The 20,958-nt window shown below is 56.7% G+C and carries 22 protein-coding genes and 1 pseudogene; 2 read left to right on the top strand and 21 right to left on the bottom strand.

Annotation, left to right across the window (positions count from 1 at the left end):
• Positions 1-194 precede the first annotated feature (194 nt).
• The 7 genes and pseudogenes from rpoD to EKM95_RS10440 form a co-directional block, all read right to left on the bottom strand.
• Positions 195-1,391 (bottom strand): RNA polymerase sigma factor RpoD, encoded by a 1,197-nt coding sequence (gene rpoD / locus EKM95_RS10470; RefSeq protein WP_125698225.1) that lies wholly within the window; start codon positions 1,389-1,391, stop codon positions 195-197.
• Positions 1,392-2,102: 711 nt separating this feature from the next.
• Positions 2,103-3,362, bottom strand: a pseudogene (dnaG, locus tag EKM95_RS10465) (DNA primase); the annotation flags it as partial.
• Positions 3,363-3,904: 542 nt separating this feature from the next.
• Positions 3,905-5,974 (bottom strand): glycine--tRNA ligase subunit beta, encoded by a 2,070-nt coding sequence (gene glyS / locus EKM95_RS10460; RefSeq protein WP_125698221.1) that lies wholly within the window; start codon positions 5,972-5,974, stop codon positions 3,905-3,907.
• 2 nt (positions 5,975-5,976) lie between these two features.
• Positions 5,977-6,894, bottom strand: a complete 918-nt coding sequence (gene glyQ, locus EKM95_RS10455) for a glycine--tRNA ligase subunit alpha (RefSeq protein WP_125698219.1) — start codon at positions 6,892-6,894, stop codon at positions 5,977-5,979.
• Positions 6,895-7,276: 382 nt separating this feature from the next.
• Positions 7,277-7,603, bottom strand: coding sequence for a helix-turn-helix domain-containing protein (locus tag EKM95_RS10450; RefSeq protein WP_125698217.1), 327 nt, complete (start codon positions 7,601-7,603; stop codon positions 7,277-7,279).
• Positions 7,600-7,905 carry a type II toxin-antitoxin system RelE/ParE family toxin gene (locus tag EKM95_RS10445; RefSeq protein ID WP_404819813.1) on the bottom strand — a complete coding sequence of 102 codons (306 nt, stop codon included), beginning with the start codon at positions 7,903-7,905 and terminating at the stop codon, positions 7,600-7,602. Before EKM95_RS10445 ends, EKM95_RS10450 begins: the two co-directional genes overlap by 4 nt.
• A gap of 272 nt (positions 7,906-8,177) precedes the next feature.
• Entirely contained in the window at positions 8,178-8,522 is a 345-nt protein-coding gene (locus EKM95_RS10440; RefSeq protein WP_225423285.1) for a type II toxin-antitoxin system Phd/YefM family antitoxin, read from the bottom strand.
• A 37-nt stretch (positions 8,523-8,559) separates the two neighbouring features.
• On the opposite strand from EKM95_RS10440, the gene EKM95_RS10435 reads away from it, so the two are divergent.
• A complete protein-coding gene (locus EKM95_RS10435) occupies positions 8,560-8,991 on the top strand; it encodes a phage infection protein (protein WP_164510180.1) in 432 nt (143 codons plus the stop codon).
• Between the two features lie 196 nt (positions 8,992-9,187).
• Here EKM95_RS10435 and EKM95_RS10430 read toward each other — a convergent pair whose 3' ends face one another.
• From EKM95_RS10430 to rpsU, 13 genes are all read right to left on the bottom strand, one after another.
• Entirely contained in the window at positions 9,188-9,772 is a 585-nt protein-coding gene (locus tag EKM95_RS10430; RefSeq protein WP_125698213.1) for an LOG family protein, read from the bottom strand.
• Positions 9,769-10,596: an HAD family hydrolase gene (locus tag EKM95_RS10425; RefSeq protein ID WP_125698211.1), complete on the bottom strand. Its 828-nt coding sequence runs from the start codon at positions 10,594-10,596 to the stop codon at positions 9,769-9,771. Before EKM95_RS10425 ends, EKM95_RS10430 begins: the two co-directional genes overlap by 4 nt.
• On the bottom strand, positions 10,593-11,390 hold the full coding sequence (locus tag EKM95_RS10420; protein ID WP_164510183.1) for an HAD-IIB family hydrolase: 798 nt from the start codon (positions 11,388-11,390) through the stop codon (positions 10,593-10,595). Before EKM95_RS10420 ends, EKM95_RS10425 begins: the two co-directional genes overlap by 4 nt.
• Positions 11,387-11,917, bottom strand: a complete 531-nt coding sequence (locus tag EKM95_RS10415; RefSeq protein ID WP_164510182.1) for a TetR/AcrR family transcriptional regulator — start codon at positions 11,915-11,917, stop codon at positions 11,387-11,389. Before EKM95_RS10415 ends, EKM95_RS10420 begins: the two co-directional genes overlap by 4 nt.
• A 282-nt stretch (positions 11,918-12,199) precedes the next feature.
• Positions 12,200-12,994, bottom strand: a complete 795-nt coding sequence (recO, locus tag EKM95_RS10410; RefSeq protein WP_125698205.1) for a DNA repair protein RecO — start codon at positions 12,992-12,994, stop codon at positions 12,200-12,202.
• A gap of 1 nt (position 12,995) precedes the next feature.
• Positions 12,996-13,904, bottom strand: coding sequence for a GTPase Era (era, locus tag EKM95_RS10405; protein WP_225423283.1), 909 nt, complete (start codon positions 13,902-13,904; stop codon positions 12,996-12,998).
• On the bottom strand, positions 13,897-14,295 hold the full coding sequence (locus tag EKM95_RS10400; protein ID WP_125698201.1) for a cytidine deaminase: 399 nt from the start codon (positions 14,293-14,295) through the stop codon (positions 13,897-13,899). The genes era and EKM95_RS10400 overlap by 8 nt, the downstream gene beginning before the upstream one ends.
• A complete protein-coding gene (locus EKM95_RS10395) occupies positions 14,292-14,693 on the bottom strand; it encodes a diacylglycerol kinase family protein (protein WP_125698199.1) in 402 nt (133 codons plus the stop codon). Before EKM95_RS10395 ends, EKM95_RS10400 begins: the two co-directional genes overlap by 4 nt.
• Positions 14,677-15,135, bottom strand: coding sequence for an rRNA maturation RNase YbeY (ybeY, locus tag EKM95_RS10390; RefSeq protein ID WP_125698197.1), 459 nt, complete (start codon positions 15,133-15,135; stop codon positions 14,677-14,679). The genes EKM95_RS10395 and ybeY overlap by 17 nt, the downstream gene beginning before the upstream one ends.
• Positions 15,113-17,311, bottom strand: a complete 2,199-nt coding sequence (locus EKM95_RS10385) for an HD family phosphohydrolase (protein WP_164510181.1) — start codon at positions 17,309-17,311, stop codon at positions 15,113-15,115. The genes ybeY and EKM95_RS10385 overlap by 23 nt, the downstream gene beginning before the upstream one ends.
• Positions 17,312-17,354: 43 nt before the next feature.
• The gene (locus EKM95_RS10380) at positions 17,355-18,314 is read right to left on the bottom strand and encodes a PhoH family protein (protein WP_125698193.1); all 960 of its coding nucleotides are present in this window, start codon (positions 18,312-18,314) and stop codon (positions 17,355-17,357) included.
• Between the two features lie 246 nt (positions 18,315-18,560).
• Positions 18,561-19,004 carry a GatB/YqeY domain-containing protein gene (locus EKM95_RS10375; protein WP_125698191.1) on the bottom strand — a complete coding sequence of 148 codons (444 nt, stop codon included), beginning with the start codon at positions 19,002-19,004 and terminating at the stop codon, positions 18,561-18,563.
• Positions 19,005-19,084: 80 nt separating this feature from the next.
• A complete protein-coding gene (gene rpsU / locus EKM95_RS10370; RefSeq protein WP_054661478.1) occupies positions 19,085-19,261 on the bottom strand; it encodes a 30S ribosomal protein S21 in 177 nt (58 codons plus the stop codon).
• A 325-nt stretch (positions 19,262-19,586) separates the two neighbouring features.
• Here rpsU and EKM95_RS10365 point away from each other — a divergent pair, with 325 nt between their 5' ends.
• A complete protein-coding gene (locus tag EKM95_RS10365; RefSeq protein ID WP_125698189.1) occupies positions 19,587-20,414 on the top strand; it encodes a pyruvate, water dikinase regulatory protein in 828 nt (275 codons plus the stop codon).
• A 303-nt stretch (positions 20,415-20,717) separates the two neighbouring features.
• On the opposite strand, the gene EKM95_RS11870 is transcribed toward EKM95_RS10365, so the two are convergent.
• Positions 20,718-20,958: hypothetical protein (locus EKM95_RS11870; protein WP_225423282.1), on the bottom strand; the 241-nt coding region annotated here is incomplete at its 5' end.

Below are 20,958 nucleotides of genomic sequence, written 5' to 3'. Positions count from 1 at the left end.
GGAGGTAAAAACCTGAACGAACACCGTCGTTGTGCACTTTAGCAAAACGGCGGTCCAAAAAAATGTCCGCACGCCCCAACGTCCTGAAACACACCATCCCCGAGTATCGCCCCCTTCTGACTGTCACCCTGTCACACAAATTTGAACCATAAAAAAAATCCCAGCCCGCAAGCTGAGATCTTCACGAATCTATTTTATTCCAAGAAATCCTTCAATTGCTTGGAGCGACTTGGGTGGCGCAACTTCCGCAAGGCCTTCGCTTCGATCTGGCGAATGCGTTCGCGGGTGACGCCGAAGACTTTGCCCACTTCCTCGAGGGTGCGCGTGCGGCCGTCATCCAGGCCAAAGCGCAGACGGAGCACGTTTTCCTCGCGATCGGTCAAGGTGTCCAGCACGCTTTCGAGCTGCTCTTTCAGTAGTTCGTAGCTGGCGTGATCTTCGGGCGACGTGGCGTTATCGTCCTCGATGAAATCGCCGAGGTGACTGTCATCCTCTTCACCGATCGGGGTCTCGAGGGAAACAGGCTCTTGCGCGATCTTGAGAATCTCGCGGACCTTGTCAGTTGGCATGTCCATTTCGGCACCGATCTCTTCCGGCGTTGGTTCGCGGCCGAGGTCCTGAAGCAACTGACGCTGAATGCGGATCAACTTGTTGATGGTCTCGACCATGTGGACTGGGATCCGAATGGTGCGGGCCTGGTCAGCAATCGCACGGGTGATCGCCTGGCGAATCCACCAGGTCGCATAGGTGGAGAACTTGAAGCCTTTGCGGTAATCGAATTTTTCGACCGCCTTCATCAGGCCCATGTTCCCTTCCTGAATCAGATCCAGGAACTGCATGCCGCGGCCGACATAGCGTTTGGCAATGGAAACCACCAGACGCAGGTTGGCTTCGGCCAGACGTTGCTTGGCTTCTTGGTCGCCTTGCTCGATCTTCAGCGCCAGCGCGACTTCTTCATCGGCCGTCAAAAGCTGGACCCGGCCGATCTCCTTGAGGTACATCCGGACTGGGTCGTTGATCTTCACGCCACTTGGCGCCGACATGTCAGACATTTCCTTTTTGGAGACCTTTTTTTGCGTCTTGATGGCGTCGGCGGTTGGATCGCCATTTTCATCAACGACGGAAATGCCGTTGTCGTCGAGCTTTTGCATCATCGCGTCGACCGCTGCGCTCTTGAGTTCAAATGGCTTGACGAGCTGATCGACCAGATCATCATTGGTGATCTCTTTGTCTTTCTTGTGGTCACTGATCAGCTTGGTCAGCGCCGCTTCATATTCTTTATCCGGCGCCGCATCCTTGGTCGCGGTGGTTGCTGGCTTCTTGGCAGTCGTCTTTTTCACCGTTTTCTTTGGCGTTTCGTCGTTTTCTTGGTTCGTCGTCTTTTCAGCCATTATGATCCTCCTTGGTTCAAAACACGTGTCTCATCAATATCAAACACTCGGCCGGGCCTTCAGCGTGCGCATCAATTCGATGTATTGCTGCGAAAGCGTGAGCGAGGTCTGCTTGTCCCCGAGCTGTTGGGCTTGGGTCATTTCGACCTTCAGCGCCGCCAGCCGGTCGCGGATACTCTTTTCCCCGATCTGTGCGATAAGCCCGTCGACTTCCTCGTCGGTGCTTTCCGGCGGCGTCATCATTGCCAGATCTGTGGCCGTCGCCATCAAGTCCTCCGGCACCTGGTCGAGGAACCCAGCAATCGCGCCGTCTTCATTTTCATGGGCAAAATTCAGCCAGGCATCAAACAACGTCTGGTAAGGGGCATCGGGAAAAACAAAGTCCGTTTGGTGCAGCCGCGTGGCGATCTCAGGATCTCGCCAGCTCAGCACCAGCAAGAGCCGCTCCGCCTTTTCAAAGCGGTCGTAATGCGGCCGCATCACCTGCGCAGGGGCCGTACTTCCGGATCCTCGTTGGCCGAAATCTCCACTGCCAGAACCGGCGGCACCGAAGCCGCTTCCACCCGACCCATAGCCCCCAAAGCCGCCTGGTCCTGGATCTTCTTCATCGGCCGGTGGCTCCGGGCCAAATTCATCGCCGGCAGTCGGCAGTCCTGGCGCGACCGGGGTCGGCGCAGGCATGCTGGTCTTCAGATCCGCCTCATTGACGCCGGTGAGTTTGGCCACCTGGCTCAAGTACACAGATTGCGCGACGGAATCGGGCTCGCGGGCCACCAGCGCCAGCGCGTCATGGATATAATCCAATTTTTCCTGGTCGGTGGTCAGCTGCTTGCCGGCCGCCAGCGCATGCAAGCGAAAGCCCAGCGGCGTGATGGTTTGGGTCATTTGCTGCTGAAAGGCTTCCTTGCCGCGGCTTTGGATAAACTCATCTGGATCTTGCCCATCCGGCAGGACCACCACGCTGACCTTCAGCCGCGAGTGGCGCTCGATCAAATCAAGCGCGCGCCCGGTCGCGTGTTGCCCAGGCTCGTCGCCGTCGTAACACAGGACCATTTCGCGCGACTGATGCGCGATGATGCCGACCTGTTCTTCGGTCAAGCTGGTGCCCATCGACGCGATGCCGGTGGTGACGCCAGCTTGATAAGCCGCAATCACATCCATGAAGCCTTCAAACAGAATTGGCGGGGATTGTTTGAAATCATTTTTCGCCGGGCCGAGATTGAACAGCACCTCGCGCTTGGCAAACAGGTCCGTTTCCGGACTGTTGACATATTTGCCGATCGTCCGCCCGCCGCTCGGCTTGTGGAGCATGCGCCCGGAAAAGCCGATCACATCCCCGTTGATGTCGGTGAGCGGAAACATCACGCGGTCGATGAACCGATCGTGCAGCGTGCCGTCTTGGTTCTCCGCGAACATCCCGCTTTTGCGCTGGACGTCGTAATCGAAGCCATGGGCGGTGACAAAACTGCGAAGAAGCGTCCCATCCACCGGCGCAAAGCCGATGTTGAAATGCTCGATCGTCGCATCGTCGAGCCCGCGCTTGTGCAAATAGGCAAGCGCCTCGCTGCCACTTTCGGCATTGACCAAAATGTGGTGATAAAAATCCTGCGTCTGCTTGAGCAGCGCCTTTTGCGCCACCTTGGCAGGATCTTCGACTGGGCGGTTCGCGTCGAGGTCCACCCCCAGCTCGATGCCCGCATAATCCGCAACTTTGGCGACCGCCTGAGGAAATGCCAGGTGGTCGTATTCCATCACGAACTTGAAGACATTGCCGCCGCGCCCGCAGGAAAAACAGTGAAAGATCTGCTTGCTCTCATTGACCGAAAACGATGGGGTCTTTTCGTCCTGAAACGGGCAAAGGCCGAACATATTTTGTCCGGCCTTGTGGAGGCTGACGAATTGGCCGATATAATCGACGATGTTGACAGCGTTTCGCACCTCATCGATCTTGGTCTCTGGAATTGCCGCCATGACGTCACCTCCTTTTGGTCCCCGGCCTCGTAGAAAAAGTCGCATCTCGTTTGAAATGCGACTTCATTTGGCCGTGTGCATACTGATACAACGTATAGTATACACGCTGACCGACTGGGATTCAAGTGAACGGGTTGCCTGCCCGAATGGAAGCGCATGCGGTGCTTTAGGCTCGGCGCCGCAGTTATCTGAGTGAGCGACGGCACCAGTTTGCAAACAGCTGAACCCATCAGGACAAATGTCAATCTTGAAAGGCACGCTAGAAAGCTGATACTTCAGCTTTCCTTTAACCTATTCGTATGATGCGTGCTTCGGTATGAGGGTGCCCGGAGGCCAGAAATGGCTCAGCCCCCTCGTCGGTGTTAGCGGCTGTGCCGCTTACACCGAAAGTGAGCTTTGAGACCGCGACCTTTGCGGGCTCAAAGTCACTTGGGAGCGTTCCAGCCATTTCTGGCCGGAGGGCACCCGTAATCTTCCGCAAACTAAACACAATCAAATAAATTGATACAAGCCAAGGAAAGCTCAGCACCTGCGCCCACCACTTACTTCACGATGACTGCGGTGACATCCCCGAATTGGTGGATCATGTTGGCCAGCACGGAAAGCTGAGCCAGGCGATTATTTTTGACGGCTTCATCATCGGCCATGATCATCGTCTCGGTGAAGTAGTCGGTGATGACCGGCGTCAAGCTGCGCAGCGCCTGGTAATTATTTTCCGTTGGCGCAACGGTGTAATCCGCCTTGATCGCGCCGACCGCATCATTCAAGGCCTTTTCGGTACTATTTTCAAAAAGGTCCGTGGCAATGGCAGCATTCACCGGATTCTTGTCGGCAATGCGCACCACCCGCCCGAGGGCTTCCATGGCCGCCTTGAAGTCGGCATCATTGGCGTGCTTGGTCAGGAGCTTGGCGGCATCGAGCATCGCTGCGAGATTGACATCACGGCTGGCGACAACGGCATCGAGAATGTCGTGGCGCACATCTTGGCCGCCGAGGTACTGGCTGACGCGATCGCGCATGAAATCGGCCAGCGCCGTTTGGTTATGCTGATAATCGAGGCCGGCCAGCTGATCATTTTCCGTCAGGGCGGCAACGGCTGCGCGCTGCAGCGCCGTCACATCAAATGACCAGTCGTGAGCCGCGATGATCCGCACGATGCCGTATGCTTGGCGGCGCAGAGCGTAAGGATCGTTGGAGCCGCTTGGAATGAGGTCAACGGCAAAGAAGCTCATCAGCGATTCCAGCTTGTCGGCCAGCGCGAGCAAGGTCCCCACTGTTGTTGCCGGCAGGGCGCCGTCTGCGGAGATCGGCATGTAGTGTTCGCGAATCGCGGTGGCGACAGCCGGGTCTTCGCCGGCCAGTCGCGCATATTCTTCGCCCATCACACCTTGCAGTTCGGCGAACTCGCCGACCATGGCCGAGACCAGATCGAACTTGTAGATCGAGGCGGCGCGCAAAAGGTGCTGCTTGTCGGCGTCGCTGAGGTTCAACTGATCCGCGAGCAGGCCGGCAATGGTCGTGGTCCGGCCCATTTTGTCATACATCGAGCCGATCTTGTCATGGAAGCTGACCGACTTGAGCCGCTCAACAAATTGGGCGATGGTCTTTTTCTTGTCTTCGTTATAGAAAAATGCCGCATCTTCAAGCCGCGCCGTCAACACTTTGACATTGCCGGCGATGACGCCTTCGAGGTGGTCGCTGTTGCCGTTGCGCACACCGATGAACGCGTTAACCATTTTGCCAGCCGCATCCCGCGCGTAAAAATAGCGCTGGTTGTCTTTCATCGAGGTGATCAAAACAGCTTCCGGAATTGCCAGGTACTGCGCATCGAATTTGCCCGCAAACGCAGTCGGCCATTCGACCAGATTGGTGACCTCTTCAAGCAAGTCGGCATCCAGATCGATGGTCCAGTCGTTGGCCTTGGCGATCGCATTGATCTGATCGGCGATCGTCTGCTTGCGCTTGGCCGGATCCACGATGACAAATTGGGCGGCGAGTGCATCTTCATAGGCGGTCGCCGAAGCCAGCTCAACGGCTTTGCCTAAAAAACGGTGGCCCTGCGTGGTGCGGCCGGCCTTGATGTCCAGCAGCTGCATCGGCACCACCTGGTCATCGAGCAGCGAGACCAGCCAGTGAATCGGGCGAATGTATTCGAAATCGTAATTGCCCCACTTCATCCGCGTCGGGAAGGTCAAGGACTTCACAACGTCGATCAACCCCGGCAAGATCGACGCGGCCTGTTTGCCAGCCACGGCTTTGTGCAGGTAGACATACTCGACGCCTTTGATCTCGCGGAAGGTGATGTCATCGACAGTCATCCCCTGCCCGCGGGTGAACCCGATCGCTGCCTTGGACCAATTGCCCTCGGCGTCCTGCGCAATTTTTTTCGCCGGGCCCTTCACATCTTCTTCGGTGTCGGCCTGTTTGTCAGCCAGGTCATGCACCAACAGCGCCAGGCGCCGCGGGGTCGCAAAGCTGGTGATGTCACCGAATGTCAGGTGGTTCTCTTTCAAAAAGGCCGCCGTCTTTGTTTTGAACTGCGCCAAACTCGGGGTGACCACATGGGCCGGCATGTCTTCCAGCCCGATCTCAAGTAAATAATCGTGTGTCATGATCACTTTGCCTCCTTTGATGCTTGGTCTTTTGATGTCTGGTCATGCAGCAGCGGGAAGCCCAACTTTTTGCGCTCCTCGACAAATGCCCGGGCAACTTTATGCGCCATTTTGCGAATACGGCTCATGTAGCCGGCACGCTCGGTGACTGAGACAACGCCGCGCGCATCCAGCAAGTTGAACGTGTGACTGCATTTCAAGATATAGTCATACGCCGGGTGCACCAAGCCGAGGTCCATCAAGCGCCAGGCCTCTTTTTCATAAGCATCAAACAGTGTCAGCAGGAGGCCCTGGTCGCTTTCTTCAAATGAATACTTGGAGTGCTCGTATTCGGGTTCCTTGAAAATATCGCCGTATAAAACGCCATCGCCCCATTCAAGATCGAACACAGAGTTGACGTCTTGGATGTAAGACGCGAGGCGTTCGACGCCATAGGTGATCTCGCTGGTCACAGGCGATACGTTCAGGCCGCCGACCACCTGAAAATAGGTGAACTGGCTGACTTCCATGCCGTCGAGCCAAACTTCCCAACCAACACCGGCGCAGCCCATGGACGGGTTCTCCCAGTTATCTTCAACGAAGCGAATGTCGTGGGCCAGCGGATCGATATCAAGCGCGCGCAGGGAATCCAGATAATAATCCTGAATATTTTCCGGCGATGGCTTCATGACCACCTGAAACTGGTGATGTTGATACAGGCGGTTGGGGTTTTCGCCGTAACGCCCGTCTGCCGGCCGCCGCGATGGTTCGACGTAAGCGGCGTTCCACGGCTCCGGGCCGATCGCGCGCAAGAAGGTATACGGGCTCATGGTCCCGGCCCCTTTTTCTGTGTCATAGGCTTGCATCAGCATGCAGCCCTTTTCCGCCCAAAAATTCTGCAGCGTCTGGATCATTTTCTGGACGCTCATTTTTTGTGTCATGATGGTCTCCTTTTCGATCGACAAACGCAAAAAGCGTCCCTATGCCAAAAGTAGCATAGGGACGCTTCCGCGCGGTTCCACCCTATTTCAGGTCCGAGGACCTGCTCTTCATTGCGAGGCTCGAAAACGCCAGAGTTGACTGCCCGCACGAAGCTCCCACCTTTTCTTCGCTCGCTGGCCGAGGCCGGTCATCTCTCTTTTTCTCATCGCCGATCTGTTTTGTCTATTATTATAGCATCGACCGGGGCAAAATCAAACCGGGTGCAACAAGTATATGCATCTAGAGAAACCTCGATTATGAGGCGTTGTCACTTGTTCAACTGTTTGCTCAGCATCTCCAGCAGAAGCGCTGCGTTAAAGAGACGGGTAATTCAGACTGGGTCTACGACTTCGACGTAGCGACAGGGCCGATAGTTAAGACGATTGGTTGGCCAAGCGCGTTAGCTAACTTGGTCAATGTATCAATAGAAGTGTTCTGACCTCGCTCAATACGAGAAACTGTTGTCTTTGGTACGCCAGCCTTCTCAGCGAGTTTCTGCTGAGATAGTCCGGCAGCTTCACGAGCTTCAACCAGGGCAGCAGCGCTGGAGAGCCTATTCATTTCGGCCTGGTAAGCTTGCCGATAGGAGGAGTCCTTCATCATCTCGGAAAAGAAGTCATCGAGACTCTCCGAGTTTTCCATCATGAATTCGTTCAGATCTTTGCTCATTTGTTGTCTTCCTCCTTGTAGTGCTGATAATACTCAGCGCGAAGATCGACTGCGTGGTTGATCTCGCGTTCTGGGGTCTTGTTAGTCTTCTTGCTGAACCCATGAGTGATCATATAATTCGCCCCAGTGATATGAAAGTATAGGCCTCGCTGGTAGTCTTTACCAACGCGAGATCTTAACTCGTAAAGGTTCTTGTCGAGTTTTTTAACCAGAAGCATCCTCGTTGCGACCTCAAGCCCTTTTTCTTCTGTCATATTGATTGCTGCTTGCAGCTTAGCGGCCTGCTTTGGAGGCAAAGACATCAGAAATTCCTTGAATTCATTTCGTCCATTCGGTCGGCGGTATGATCTAAATTTTGGCTTTTACATATCAACATGATAACGTATATGTTTACTGTGGTTAAATATGCCTCCGCTGCCCTATCAACGCTGACAAATAATTTTTGGACCCGAATAGCCCACTTAGTAGAAAATACAACGCATGACGGGGGGCGCCATGCATTTCTCCGATTTGCGCTGGCCCCCGCCCAACCTGCCTACTCAGTCACGCCCCACCTCGGCTGTCGACTATCCCGTCAGTTTGCCTCGTCAGTCGCCTGGCGGATGCTTTTTCGCAGGGCCTTTGAATTTGCCAGACTCGACAATAGAGACAAAGTTTCTTTGAGCGAGTCGTATTCTTGTTGGCTCATGAGCACGATATTGTCTCCGGGGTGCTTGGCTGTCACGATCAGCGGCTCGCGTCTTCGGTTACTTTTTTCATATAGGCTTTGAGGTTGTGGCGAAAGCTGTACCACGAAACGGCATTCATGTGTGTCTCCTCCTTTTGGCGCTGCAGCCCAAATGTCCCAAATTTTTTGCGCGTTGCCTACCGTCTTTTGCCAATCGAAAAAGGCGTCGAGACCACCCTCTTTCTTTTCCAAACGTTTGTTCGTATAATGATGACAAGGAGGTGCGGTAATGACCAAAGCAAAATTTACGCCAAGTGCGCGGTGGCATGGGTCCGAGGAAGATTTCATGAAGATGGTGACCAATTTCTTCCTATATGATTACGAGGATCGCGGGATGGTCAAATGGCAGGGCTACTTTCTTTCTGACCACCCGGCGGCGCTGAAGCAACAGGCCGCTCAGGAGGCGACGCATTACCCGCCGCTGCCCATGATGAGCGACGAGGATATTCGCAGCACGCTCGCGCAGGCTTACCAAAACGGCAACACGGTGTCGATTCAAGTCGACTATACCAACACCGATGGCAATTACCAGGCGCCTTATCGCGGGAAGGTCGCCGGTTATGCCGGGGCCGATACGGCGGTGCTGGATACCGGCGAGATGGTCTCGATCATGGATATGCGCCACGTGGATCTGGTGCCCCTGCCCGCAGAGCGCCTGTAAAAATAGGGCGCAGACAGCCGGACTGGCGAAACGAGTCAGCTGCCAAACAGTCTGACGAAAATTGATCGCGGCCAGCCGGACTGGCGCGGTCGACGACACGCAACACAAATAACGCCTTTTGGGCCGTCACGCACATGCGCGTGTGGCAACCTAAAAGGCGTTTTTGCGTGGCATTTTTCCGCTAGCGACTGTCAGCTCACTTGTCGGTGCCATAAGTGCGAATCGCCGGCGCCTGGTAATTGGCAATGAAGTCGCCGATCGCGTCGAGGTCCTCGCTAAAGCAGAGCTTGCCGCGATCCGTTGCGGTCAAAAAGCCGCTGGTGGTCATGCCGTCGAAGAAGCGCGCCAAGTCGTCGTAGTAATGCGCCACATTGTAAAAGGCGCAAGGGTGCGGATTGTCGCCGATGCGCGCCCAGGAAAAGGCCTGACTGATCTCCTCCAGCGTACCGGGGCCGCCTGGCAGTGCGATCAGCGCCGTGCTTTCTTGAATCATCCTAGCTTTGCGGACGCTCATGTCGGCGACCACCGCCAATTTTGACAGGCCTGGCATCACCACACCGCGGTCGGCAAGCTCTTGGGGTACGATGCCATAAACCTGTCCGCCGCGCGCCAGCACAGTCTCGGCGACAACGCCCATCAGCCCATACTGGCCCCCGCCGTACAGCAGGCCAAAGTCATGATCGACCAGCCAGTTGCCCAGCGCTTTGGTCGCCTCCGCAAACTGTGGATCCACCCCGGTTGAGGCACCGCAGAATACTGTGACCCATTTTGTTTCTGTCATCGTGTTCCCTCCATTTTTTCCCGTAACACCGCCGCCAGGACCTGGTCCGCGCCGTGCTTGACGTTGGGCGGCGCCACCTGGCCGATTGCGGCGATCAAGGCGGGATCCCCGTCCGCCATGACCACGCCGGTCCCGGCCCATTTCAGCATGGTCAAGTCGTTGCCCTGGTCGCCCAGCGCCAGCGTCGCCCCGCGCGGCACGCCCAGCCGCAACGCGAGCCGCGCCAGCGCCTGCCCCTTGTCGCTTTGCGCGCTGGTGATGGAAAACGCGTCCTGCTCGCCCACCGCCAGCTGTAATCCTGCCGGCAAAATTTGGCGCAGCTGGGCAGCTACCGGCGCGGCCGGGCCATTGGTCCAACAGGTGACTTTCATGACGTCAGTCAAAAACGGGTCAAGGCGCGGCACCACCTTGAGCTGGGTGAAAAATTTGCGCAGGCGCGCTTCGGACGCCGGACCTGGGGCCACCACGAAGATGCCATCTTCACGGCAAAGCACCGGTAGCACCGGTTGCGCGGAAAAATGGGTCGCCAAAAGCGTCAGCAGGCCCGCGACTTGCATGTCGGTCAGTGGATGTGCGGCCAGGACCGCCCCATTTTTACTGATAACTGCCCCGTTGTGGCTCGCCAGCCAGACATTTTTCAACAGCGGCTTGAACAGCGCACGCATCGAAGCGGTGTCGCGCCCACTGATGGCAGCAAACTGCACGCCATTTTCCCCAAGACGGCGAATCAGGTGGACGGTGCGGCCAGCGAGGTCCCCGGCCGGCGTTAGCAACGTGTGGTCCAGGTCGCTGGCAATCAGGCGAATGCGGGCCAGCCCTGTCATGAGGGCTGCTCGGAGGCGAGCTTGCGAATCGTGTTGAGCACGGCCTGATCCGCGTTGGTGCCGATGCGCGTGCCCTTGATGCCGGCCAGCCCAGGCGTTGCGTTGGCCATGATGAAGCCGTGGCCGACCGCTTCGATCATCGCGCCATCGTTGGCATCATCGCCGAATGCGGCCATGTCCGCCAGCGAAATGCCGAGCCGCTCGCCCAGCGTCGCCAACCCGGTGGCCTTGCTGACATGGGGCGCGGTGATGTCCAAAAAGGTCGCCATCCCCACAGTCACCGTGAAGCGGTCGCCAAAGACGCGCTGATATTCCGGCAAATGGGCCAGCGCATCGCCGGCGGGGAAGATCACCGTGTATTTCAGAATCGGCATGGTGAGATCGGCGAGTTCGGGGATGATTGCCTGGCGCGCCACAAAGCCGTCGATCACCCCGGCCGCAGCTTGGTCGGCCGCCGCCAGCCAACTGTCATCCAGCGCGCACAATAGCGGCAAGCCATCTTTCTGCCGCCGGGTGTATGCGATCAATTCGAGCCAATCCTCGCGGGCCAGCGTGCGCAAAATTGGGGCGTCTTGCCGGTGTCGGACCACGGCCCCATTTTCGCTGACGAGGCTCATTTGGTCGGCGATCGGGTGAAACATCTCATCAAGGCGCGAAATGCTGCGCCCGCTGGCTGCGACAAATTCGATGCCGCGCGCTGCCAGTTGGCGAATCAACGCAAATGTGTCCGGTGGCAAACTGCCATCCGGAAGTAACAAGGTGTGATCCAGATCTGTTGCAACTAATTTGATCAAGCTTTCGTGCCTCCCTCTCGCGCCCGGTCCAGCGCCCCAGCCAACCAGGCGACGGTTGCACTGTCCGTTGTACCGGCGTCGCCAAACAGACCGGAAATGGCAACGTCGATTGCCGCAGCCGCATAGCCGCGCGTATCAAGCGTAAGCGCACCAGTCGGTTGAAGCCACTTTTCCAATTTTGCCTGGACCTGTTTGCGCAAGACGAGGCCCTGCCCCGTATCGGCCAGCATCGCCAGCTGCGGGGCCAGATCACGCAAAAACAGCATCAAACTGGCGACCCAATCCCGCGTCGTCCGACCGCGCGCCGGCAGTGGCGTTTGGTCGAGCCGCTGGAGCACCTGATCCGCGGCTTCACGCAGGACCTGATCTTCGAGATCCTGAATATCTTTGAAGTGCAGGTAAAAAGTCCCCCGCCCAATATCGGCCTGGTCCGCGACCAAGGCGACCGTCAGCGAGACCTTTTGCCGCCGCAGTGCCACATAAGCTTCCATAATTGCGCGCCGTGTGCGCATGACCCGTCGATCCATCGCATTTGCTCCGTTCGTTAATAGACATTCGTTCAATAACAGACAGATCCAGTGTAGCAGAAAGAGGGCGGCATTGCCATGTATCTGTTCATTTATGAACACGTGTCGGTTATCTTCTCGAAAATAGCATGCAAAAACCGCGACCATTGTTTTCGGCTACAGCTGGTCGCGGTTTTTTCAATTATTGGTGTTTCGCTAGGCTAACCCGCGTCGCACCCTGAATCAAGTTGGACTTCGCACGCCGAATCAAAAAAGCCGAGACAATAGCGCCTCAGCTTTGGTCTACTTTGGGTCTTCCCCGCGCGGCTTCAGCGGCGGCAGTTGATCCTGCCAGCCATGCATCTGGTCCAAGAACCGCTTGGCTTTTGGCACCACGCCCACCATGTCGCTGTAGATTCGGTCTAGCACGCGCCGCAGCTCGTTGCGGGTGGCGGCGCTGACGTTGATCGTCTGCAACTGGGTCAGATCCAGCGTGGAAAAGCGGCGCAGGAGGTACATCGCCTTGGGCTGGATCCGGTACCGATATGGATCCTGATCCCAGTGATTCTGGCAAAGCAACCCGCCGAATTTTTCCGAAAAATCCAGTGGCAGGTCGCTGCGCTGGTCCAGCACACACCAGCGCCACTCCGGCTGCACGCCAAACGCTTCCAGCAACTGGACCTCCGCGATGTTGGCGATGATCGCCGGGTCAAACCCCTCATCGATCAGGCGTAAGCTTTCGCGGGCATGCGCAAACCAATGGGGAATCGGCTCGCCATCCGGATACGCGAGGTCGATCAGCGACAGGACATAGGTCGCATAGGCATTCAGGCTGATGTCCTGGGCGATCGCCTGATACTGGGTCGCGGTTTTGACCGTGTTCAGGTAACTGAGGCCGCCGTCAGAGATCGTCCCCACGTAGCGCCCCAAGGTGAAGGGTAAAATGCCGGCGCCCATGGCAAAGCCTGGCTTCCGCGCCCGATGCAGCAGGAACATTTTTTTGCCGAAACGATCGGTCAGGAGTTTGACCAACATGTCGGATTCGCGATAATTCTGCCGCGACAAGACCAGCGCCGAAAATTCCTGCGGCGCACTCATTTTACTTCAGATCCTTCATGTTATAGCCGAGGGTCTTCAGATAGGCGTTGTTGTCGCGCCAGTTCTTCTGCACCCGGACCCACAACTTAAGGTTGACGCCTTCGCCAAGCAGGGCCTCGATGTCGCGCCGCGCGCGAATGCCGATCTGCTTGAGCATCGCCCCACCGCGCCCGATCACGATGCCTTTTTGGCTGTCGCGCTCCACGACGATATAGGCTTCGATCTGCAGTTTGCCATTGGCGTCGCGGTCCTTCATGCGCTCGACCACCACGGCGACGCTATGTGGCACCTCATCGCGGGTCAGCTCCAGAATTTTTTCGCGAATCAACTCGCCAACGACAAAATACTCTGGGTGGTCGGTCAGCTGGTCTTCCGGATAATACTGCGGCCCTTCCGGCAATGCGGTACTCAGGTCGGTCAAAAATTCCTCGACGTTGTTGCCCATGGTGGCGCTCAACGGATAGACCCCGGTGAAATCGTAGGCGGTCTGGTACTGCGCGATCAGCGGCAGGAGATCATCTGGATGGATGAGGTCGATCTTGTTGATGAGCAGGTACACCGGCTTTTTCACCTGGTCGAGCTGATGGATGATGTACTGGTCGCCCGGCCCCATTTTCTCATCGGCGGCCACCATGAACAGCACCGCATCGACTTGGTTCAGGGTCGACAGGGCCGCGGTATCCATGTAGTCATCCAGCGCGTTTTTCGGCTTGTGGATGCCAGGCGTGTCGACGAAGACGATCTGGGCGTCATCCGTGGTGTAGATCCCGTTGATCTTGTTGCGAGTAGTCTGCGCCTTGGGTGACATGATCGCCACTTTTTCCCGCAAAATTCGATTCATAAAGGTCGACTTGCCCACGTTGGGCCGGCCGATGATCGCCGCAAATCCTGAGTGATGTTCTTTAGTCACGTGCCATATCCTCCTTGTCAAAGGCGCCGGGCAAAAGCGCGCCCACCGTCGTTTCCGTTGCGTCGCCATGCAGATTGGTCAAATAGACCGGTGCCTCTGAGGCCATGAATTCCGCCATCACCTGCCGGCACGCCCCGCATGGCGAAACAGGGCCTGGGGTGTCGGCGATGATCGCCAGCGCCTGAAAATGCGTGCTGCCCCCGGCCACGGCCGCAAACATCGCGTTGCGCTCGGCGCATAGCGTCAGGCCAAAACTCGCATTTTCGACATTGCAGCCGGCGACCACGCGGCCATCGTCGGTGATGAGAGCCGCCCCCACTGCAAAATGGGAATACGGCACATACGCATTTTGGCGCGCCGCCGTGGCCGCCGCGATCAACTCATTTTTCATAAGGCCCCTCCAAACAGTGCCACGAGATGCGGCACAAAGACATAGATACCGCAGACCACGGAAATGCCTGCGGTGACCAATACGGCGCCGGCCGCCATGTCCTTGATCTTCTTGGCGCGCGGATCAAAGCGCGGGCCGACGATCAGATCAACCACCTGCTCGACGATCGTGTTGATCAGCTCACCGAGAATCACGCCCAAGATCGCCAGCATCAAGATCAGCCATTCCTGCCAGGACACGCGAAGCACCGCGCCGCCGATCACCACCAATAAGGAGGCGATGAACTCGCGGCGCAGGTTGCCTTCGTGAATGAAGGCGCCCCACAAGCCGTCGATGGCGTGGCGCAAGGCCTGGAAGAAGGAATGGTTTTTGCGGATCCGCTTATCGCTCGAGGCCATAAGCGGACAGGATCTTTTCTTGCAGCGGGATCATGACCGCTTCGTCTTCGGGCTTGATGTGGTCGTAGCCATTCAAATGAAGGAACCCGTGGACCACAGTGTAGCCGAGCTCGCGTTCAAAGGAATGCTTGTAGTCCTCGGCCTGGCGCGCCACCTGGTCAGGATCGATGAACAGGTCGCCGATATCGCGGGGGATGTCCTCAAAGCCGTGCAGGTCCTCGTCGCCTTCCTCGATAGCAAAACTGATCACGTCTGTCACCCGGTCCGTGTTGCGATACTGCTGGTTGATGCGGTGAATCTCGTCATCGTCCACAATGGTGATGGCGATCTCCGTGTCCTCGTTCAACTTGAGCTGCTTGCCCGCAAAGGCGACCAGCTCCCGTACCAGCTTCGTGTGGGCCGCCGTCAAGCGGTGGTCGTCATCGATCAGTTCTAGATCCATCTTCATTCTCCTTATCTGTTTGCGTCTCGCCATCCGCCTCATTGAGTTTCGGATATTCGATACGATTATAAAATGTGCTGGCGAGGCCGTCGATCAGGGACTGCTCGACCGCCCGCAGCTGGGCCACGGTGATCGGCGCCTCATCGAACTGGCCATCGGTGATGCGTTCATTGGTGATGTTGTGCACGAATTGGCGAATGCCGGCCGGCGTCGGGTGCTTCATCGAACGCACCGCCGCCTCGCAGGTATCCGCAATGTTGATCACGGCCGCCTCAAGCGTCTGCGGTTTTGGCCCCGGATAGCGGTAATCGGATTCTTTGGTGTTCGGATCCGCATTTTTCGCTTCAATGTAAAAATACTTCATGAGCGTCGTCCCATGATGCTGGGCGCAAACATCCACGATAAATTGCGGCATGTTGCGTTTTTTCAACATCGCGACGCCGTCTGAGACATGGGCGAAAATGATCTTCGCGCTTTCCTCAGGCGACAGGTCCGCATGCGGGGTCTTGAAGCCGGCCGGCATGTTTTCGGTGAAGTAAAGCGGCCGGGTCAGCTTGCCGACGTCGTGGTAATAACAGGCCACACGCGTCAGCATCTGCCGCCCGCCGATGCGCGCAACGGCATTGGCCGAAAGATTGGCGACCATCATGCTGTGATGATAGGTGCCAGGTGCCTCTTCAAGCAGGCGCCGAAGCAGCGGATCGTTGGGGTTGCTCAAGCGGTTGAGCTTGAACACCGCATCATCGCGCCAAACCAGCTCCAGGTAAGGCGTTGCGCCCAGCGCCAGCAGGTAGCCCAGTAGCTGGCCGGCCAGCACGAACAAAAATGCGCGCCAGGTCGACCAGGTAGTGAAATCCGCGCCTTGCAGCAACAGGAGTGCCAAGTTCAGTGTAAGGTCCACGCCAAGCACCCAAAACGCGGTGCGCGCCGCCACGTCGTTCAGCCGTTTTTTCGGAATCATCACGCACAAGATGCCTGTGGCTAGATAAACGACCGCGGTGCCGCCGGTGAAAATCGTGCCGGTGGTTGAATAGAAGGCAAAATACGCGGTGAACGTCTGCATCAACGCCGCCAGCAGCGCCATGCGCCGGCCGACGAACGATCGCAGCAAAAGTGGCACCATCGCAACGGGCAACAAGAGCGCTAAATTGATGCCGCCGGTGGTCGCAACGAATCGGATCGCCAGCATCAATCCCGTCATGATCAGCATCAATGCCCCATACAGCGCCGCGTTTTTCGTCCGGACGTTGCGCTCGCATTGACTGAGCACCACGCTCAACGCCACAGTCTCGATGATCAGAAAAAGAATGAACGCGACCAGTGAGCCGCCCCGCTGATTCTTTTTCGTCAAGCCAAGCACGGCCAGCTGATGCATCGCAGTGGCATCGATCATGTGGCCTTCCTGCACGATGACCTGGCCCTGCATGATCGACACCGGCGTCACGGCGGCGCTGGCTTCAGCCTGGCGCGCCTTGGTCTGCGCGGCATCGAGCAGTTCGTTTGGCACCAGGGCCGCGTTGCTCAATTCATGCGCCAACTGGACCGAGTCGCCGACCAGCTCGGCGTCATCTAATGCCCGCCGCGCTGCCCTGCGACTGTCATCGACCTGAGTCGGGGCGATCTTTGCGCTCATCTGTGCGGAGACAGTGCGCGACACGGCGCTAAACAAGGCCGTTTGCGCGTCTTTATCCAGGGCAAACAACTGCCGGTAAAAACGATCGGAAAATTGGTAGAAAAATGGGTTGTCATCTTTGGGATACGCCGTCTTGAACGCCTTGAGGAGCGCGGTGGTCGTCGGCGCCGTGTAAACAGCCTGATCATTTTTCTTTTGCGCAGCCGCAAAATCCTTCTGCGCATCGCTTTCCGCCTCAGTCTGGGTAGCGCTCACCGCTTTTTGTAGCGCACTGAGCTTGTCCAGCTGCTTGCCGGAGATCGTGCTGTCATAAGTGTAGACTGGCTCGGCAGCCTTTGCCGCCGCGGTCCGCGCTTCCTTGGTCTTCTCCTGGTCCTGCACCGTTTGGGTCGCGATGATCGTCTGATCCGCAACGGTGTTGACCTTCACATTGAGCGGGCGCGGTAAGACGATCCAAAAAAGCGCCAGAAAACTCACCGCGATGAACGCGGCGACCACGACTGGGGCCACCGCCCGCTGAAGATGCTGCCGAAATGTCGCCATGCCTTTGCCTCCTTGTGCGAAGTGAGTCACCCCGCGCGACCAGTCATGCCTTTTGTCCGTATGCCTCGATGATCTTGCCGACCACCGGATGACGGACCACATCCGCCGCCGAAAATTCGGTGAAGCCAATATGATCGATGTCCCGCAGAATCGCCTGAGCCTGAATCAGCCCACTTTTGCCATTGTTCGGCAGGTCGATCTGAGTGATGTCGCCATTGACGATCATCTTGGAGCCAAATCCGAGACGGGTCAAAAACATTTTCATCTGCATCTGCGTCGTGTTTTGCGCCTCATCCAAGATCGCAAACGCGTTGTCGAGCGTCCGGCCGCGCATGTACGCAAGCGGGGCAATCTCGATCACGCCGCGATCCATCAGGCGCGTCGTGTGCTCCTGGCCGAGGACCGCATACAGCGCGTCGTACACGGGTCGCAGATACGGATCCACTTTTTCCTTCAAGTCGCCAGGCAAAAAGCCGAGGCTCTCGCCCGCTTCCACCGCCGGCCGCGTCAAAATGATGCGTTCCACTTCGCCCGCCTTCATCGCCGCCACCGCCATTACAACAGCCAGGAAAGTCTTCCCGGTACCGGCCGGGCCGATGCCAAACGTGATGTCATTGCGCTTGATCATATCGATGTACTGGCGCTGAGCAAAATTCTTGACCCGAATCGCGCCACCCTTGGCATCACGAATCAGCACCGTTGAATACATATCGGTGAAATAATCAAGGGTCCCGCGTTGCGCCATCTTGATCGCGCTTTGAATGTCCGGCGCAGACAGGCGGATGCCTTGCCCCAGCAGGACCAGCATTTGACTGAGCAGCTGGTAAGTCAGACTGACTTTTTCCGCCGGTCCGGTCAGGCGCAGGCCTTGGCCAGTCGGAGCGATCGTCACGCCCAGTCCTTCTTCGATGCGCGCAAAGTTTTGGTCATTGATTCCCGCCAGGCTGATCGCTTGATCCGCGTCAGCGAGGAGGAAAATTTTTTCACTGGATTCTTCTGCCAATAACGCTGGCCTCCTCAGTTTCATTTATCGTCATTTTACCATAACCGCGCGCATCGCGGGGCGCGGCTTGCCGCAGTGGGTCGATCTTGGCGTTTCGCTGGCGCGGGACGAAAAAAGCCGGCCGGGGCCGACTCTTTTTGAATGTGAAAAAGAAAGACATTTGGAAAGGCAATGGCACGGTCACGAGGCAACCGAGCTGTGCAATACTGCACAGCTCAGACCTGACCGCCACGCACGCTTTGGCCATTAAGCCAACTTTTCTTTCACGATGCGGTTAACAAGCCCGCCGTCTGCTTGGCCTTTGACCTTTGGCATCAGGGTCTTCATCACCTTGCCAAAATCGCTTTTACCGGTGGCCCCGACCTCTTGAATCGTCTCCTCGACCAGCGCCGTGACAGCCGCTTCGTCCAGTTGGGCTGGCAGGTAGCTTTCAACGATCTTGATCTCGTTTTCCAGCGGCTTGACCAGGTCCTCACGATTGGCGTTTTGGAATTCGACAAGGGATTCTTTGCGCTGCTTCAGCTCAGTGGAAAGCAGGGCCTTCTCGTCGTCTTCGGTGAGGTCGTGGCCGAGTTCGATCTGTTTGTTTTGCACGGCGGCCTTGAGCATCCGAACCGTGCTCAGCGTCTCCTTGTCGCGCGCCTTCATGGCCGTTTTCATCTGCTCATTCAATTGATCAACTAATGCCATAATTCCTCCTTGGGTGGGCGGTCCCACTCCTGTTTTTGTCGCAAAAAAACGCGCACCCAGAGGCCCGCGTTTTGTGGTTATTAGAACTTTTTGCGCTTGCGTGCAGCTTCAGACTTGAGCTTCCGCTTCACACTAGGCTTCTCGTAGAATTCCCGCTTCCGGTATTCGGCTAAGGTACCTGACTTGGATACGGTGCGCTTGAAGCGCCGAAGAGCATCATCGAGAGATTCGTTTTTCTTAACGACCGTCTTTGCCATATGATATCCCTCCCTCCGACACTTGTGTAACCACTGACAGATATCGTAAAGCCAACAGTTCTTGACTATTATATATGAACAGGAAAACCGCGTCAATATTGCATTGTTGTTTTTTTGTGAGCGAATGCACGATTCCAGTCGAGTTCCGCCGAGCGGGGGTAGGTCATGTAGTCGGCCTAGTCGCCCGATGGCCAAGTGCGCCATCAACCGCCCAGGCCGAACGACCTGCCTTCCCCTGAGCGCTCGGCTTCACACCCTTTTTTTACACGTGGTCAGCGCGCACAATATGGTATGATAACGGTATCTTAACACTTGGAGGCACGAGATGGCAGAAGAACTAAACCTTTACATCATCTCCGATTCAATCGGCGAGACCGGTCTGAAACTCGCCCAGGCTGTGGCAGCCCAATACGGCGATCGCACGGCGCATTACATCCGCTTCCCGTTTTGCCACGACGAGGAAAAATTGATGCAGACCATCGAGCAGGCCAAAGCCGACCGCGGCATCGTGATCGCGACCCTGGTCACCCCTGGCCTCAGCAAGCTCGCCCGCGGTTACGCCAAACAACAAGACGTGCCGTTGATCGACGTGATGACCCCAATGCTAGATGCGGTCACTGCCCTCACCGGCGAGGGACCAAGCGGCGTGGCCGGCGCCGTGCACGACCTGAATGAAAAATATTTTGATCGCATCTCGGCCATGGAATTCGCCGTGCTTTATGACGATGGCAAGGATCCGAAGGGCTTTTTGGAAGCCGACATCGTCCTGCTTGGCGTGTCGCGGACAAGCAAGACGCCCCTCTCGCTGTTTTTGGCCAACCGGAACCTGAAAGTGGCTAACTTACCGCTTGTGCCAAACGCACACATTCCAGATGAGATCTACAAAGTCGACCCACACAAGATCGTTGGGCTGACCACCGATGCGTCGGTCCTCATGGAATTTCGCCGCCACCGCATGATCGCGTATGGCCTCAATCCGGACACCGCCTATTCCGCCCGTGACCAAGTCAGCGAGGAGCTTGCCTTTGCCGACCGCCTGTATCAGAAGCTCGGCTGCATGGTGATCAACACCGCGCAGCGCTCGATCGAGGAAACGGCGACACTGATTCTGGAGCACATGGGCATCGACGAATTCGAGACCGGCGCTAAGTAACTCGTTGCACTGAAAATAAGCACAGGGAGGCCCTCATGCAAAAGGGCCTCTTTTTCTTGGCCAAAATTATTTTTCGCCGCCCGCTTTTGCCGGTTTGATGGCCCTAAAATCCAGTGAAGCCAATGTGTGACGCCATCACAAAAGTTTTCGGCTGCGCCCCATCGATTGCCATTTGTGCCGCTATTTTTGGTCATGCGGTGCTGGAATCGGCACAAAGAACGTTCCCAAAGGTGGCACAACCCAACGGCACGAGATGATTGCTCGATTCGAATATTATTTGAAAATAGTCTCAATTCTTTGGATTCAACATCTCTCGGTCAGTCCCCCATTTGCCACCTTAAAGTTGATCTGTTTCAGCGAAAAGATTGAACGAGCCGAAAAAATATTTTTTTTGCTCGAGATTGTTGTCTTGTCAATGTTTCTAGCCTGTGCCAAAAAAATTATCTCGAAATCTCGATCACATTTTCCGGCGCCCACTCGCTTACTATTATGTAAGGGGAAGGAAGGTGGCTCCTTACCGACGTCCGGATGAGCATGCCCCAAG

Origin of the sequence: Lacticaseibacillus yichunensis (genome assembly GCF_003946405.1) — a bacterium.
Classification (GTDB): domain Bacteria; phylum Bacillota; class Bacilli; order Lactobacillales; family Lactobacillaceae; genus Lacticaseibacillus; species Lacticaseibacillus yichunensis.
Note: the sequence above shows the minus strand (reverse complement) of the source record. Positions and strands in the feature narration are given on the sequence as shown.

What these genes read in the sequence shown, in the direction of transcription:
- recO (WP_125698205.1), bottom strand. Translation starts at nt 12,994, where the DNA reads ATGAGTGCGCCGCAGGAATTTTCGGCGCTGGTCTTGTCGCGGCAGAAT.
- rpsU (WP_054661478.1), bottom strand. Translation starts at nt 19,261, where the DNA reads ATGGCAAAGACGGTCGTTAAGAAAAACGAATCTCTCGATGATGCTCTT.
- EKM95_RS10445 (WP_404819813.1), bottom strand. Translation starts at nt 7,905, where the DNA reads ATGTCTTTGCCTCCAAAGCAGGCCGCTAAGCTGCAAGCAGCAATCAAT.
- glyS (WP_125698221.1), bottom strand. Translation starts at nt 5,974, where the DNA reads ATGACACACGATTATTTACTTGAGATCGGGCTGGAAGACATGCCGGCC.
- EKM95_RS10385 (WP_164510181.1), bottom strand. Translation starts at nt 17,311, where the DNA reads ATGGCGACATTTCGGCAGCATCTTCAGCGGGCGGTGGCCCCAGTCGTG.
- EKM95_RS10430 (WP_125698213.1), bottom strand. Translation starts at nt 9,772, where the DNA reads ATGACAGAAACAAAATGGGTCACAGTATTCTGCGGTGCCTCAACCGGG.
- glyQ (WP_125698219.1), bottom strand. Translation starts at nt 6,894, where the DNA reads ATGACACAAAAAATGAGCGTCCAGAAAATGATCCAGACGCTGCAGAAT.
- rpoD (WP_125698225.1), bottom strand. Translation starts at nt 1,391, where the DNA reads ATGGCTGAAAAGACGACGAACCAAGAAAACGACGAAACGCCAAAGAAA.
- EKM95_RS10415 (WP_164510182.1), bottom strand. Translation starts at nt 11,917, where the DNA reads ATGGATCGACGGGTCATGCGCACACGGCGCGCAATTATGGAAGCTTAT.
- EKM95_RS10365 (WP_125698189.1), top strand. Translation starts at nt 19,587, where the DNA reads ATGGCAGAAGAACTAAACCTTTACATCATCTCCGATTCAATCGGCGAG.
- EKM95_RS10395 (WP_125698199.1), bottom strand. Translation starts at nt 14,693, where the DNA reads ATGGCCTCGAGCGATAAGCGGATCCGCAAAAACCATTCCTTCTTCCAG.
- EKM95_RS10375 (WP_125698191.1), bottom strand. Translation starts at nt 19,004, where the DNA reads ATGGCATTAGTTGATCAATTGAATGAGCAGATGAAAACGGCCATGAAG.
- EKM95_RS10400 (WP_125698201.1), bottom strand. Translation starts at nt 14,295, where the DNA reads ATGAAAAATGAGTTGATCGCGGCGGCCACGGCGGCGCGCCAAAATGCG.
- EKM95_RS10425 (WP_125698211.1), bottom strand. Translation starts at nt 10,596, where the DNA reads ATGACAGGGCTGGCCCGCATTCGCCTGATTGCCAGCGACCTGGACCAC.
- EKM95_RS10435 (WP_164510180.1), top strand. Translation starts at nt 8,560, where the DNA reads ATGACCAAAGCAAAATTTACGCCAAGTGCGCGGTGGCATGGGTCCGAG.
- EKM95_RS10450 (WP_125698217.1), bottom strand. Translation starts at nt 7,603, where the DNA reads ATGAGCAAAGATCTGAACGAATTCATGATGGAAAACTCGGAGAGTCTC.
- ybeY (WP_125698197.1), bottom strand. Translation starts at nt 15,135, where the DNA reads ATGGATCTAGAACTGATCGATGACGACCACCGCTTGACGGCGGCCCAC.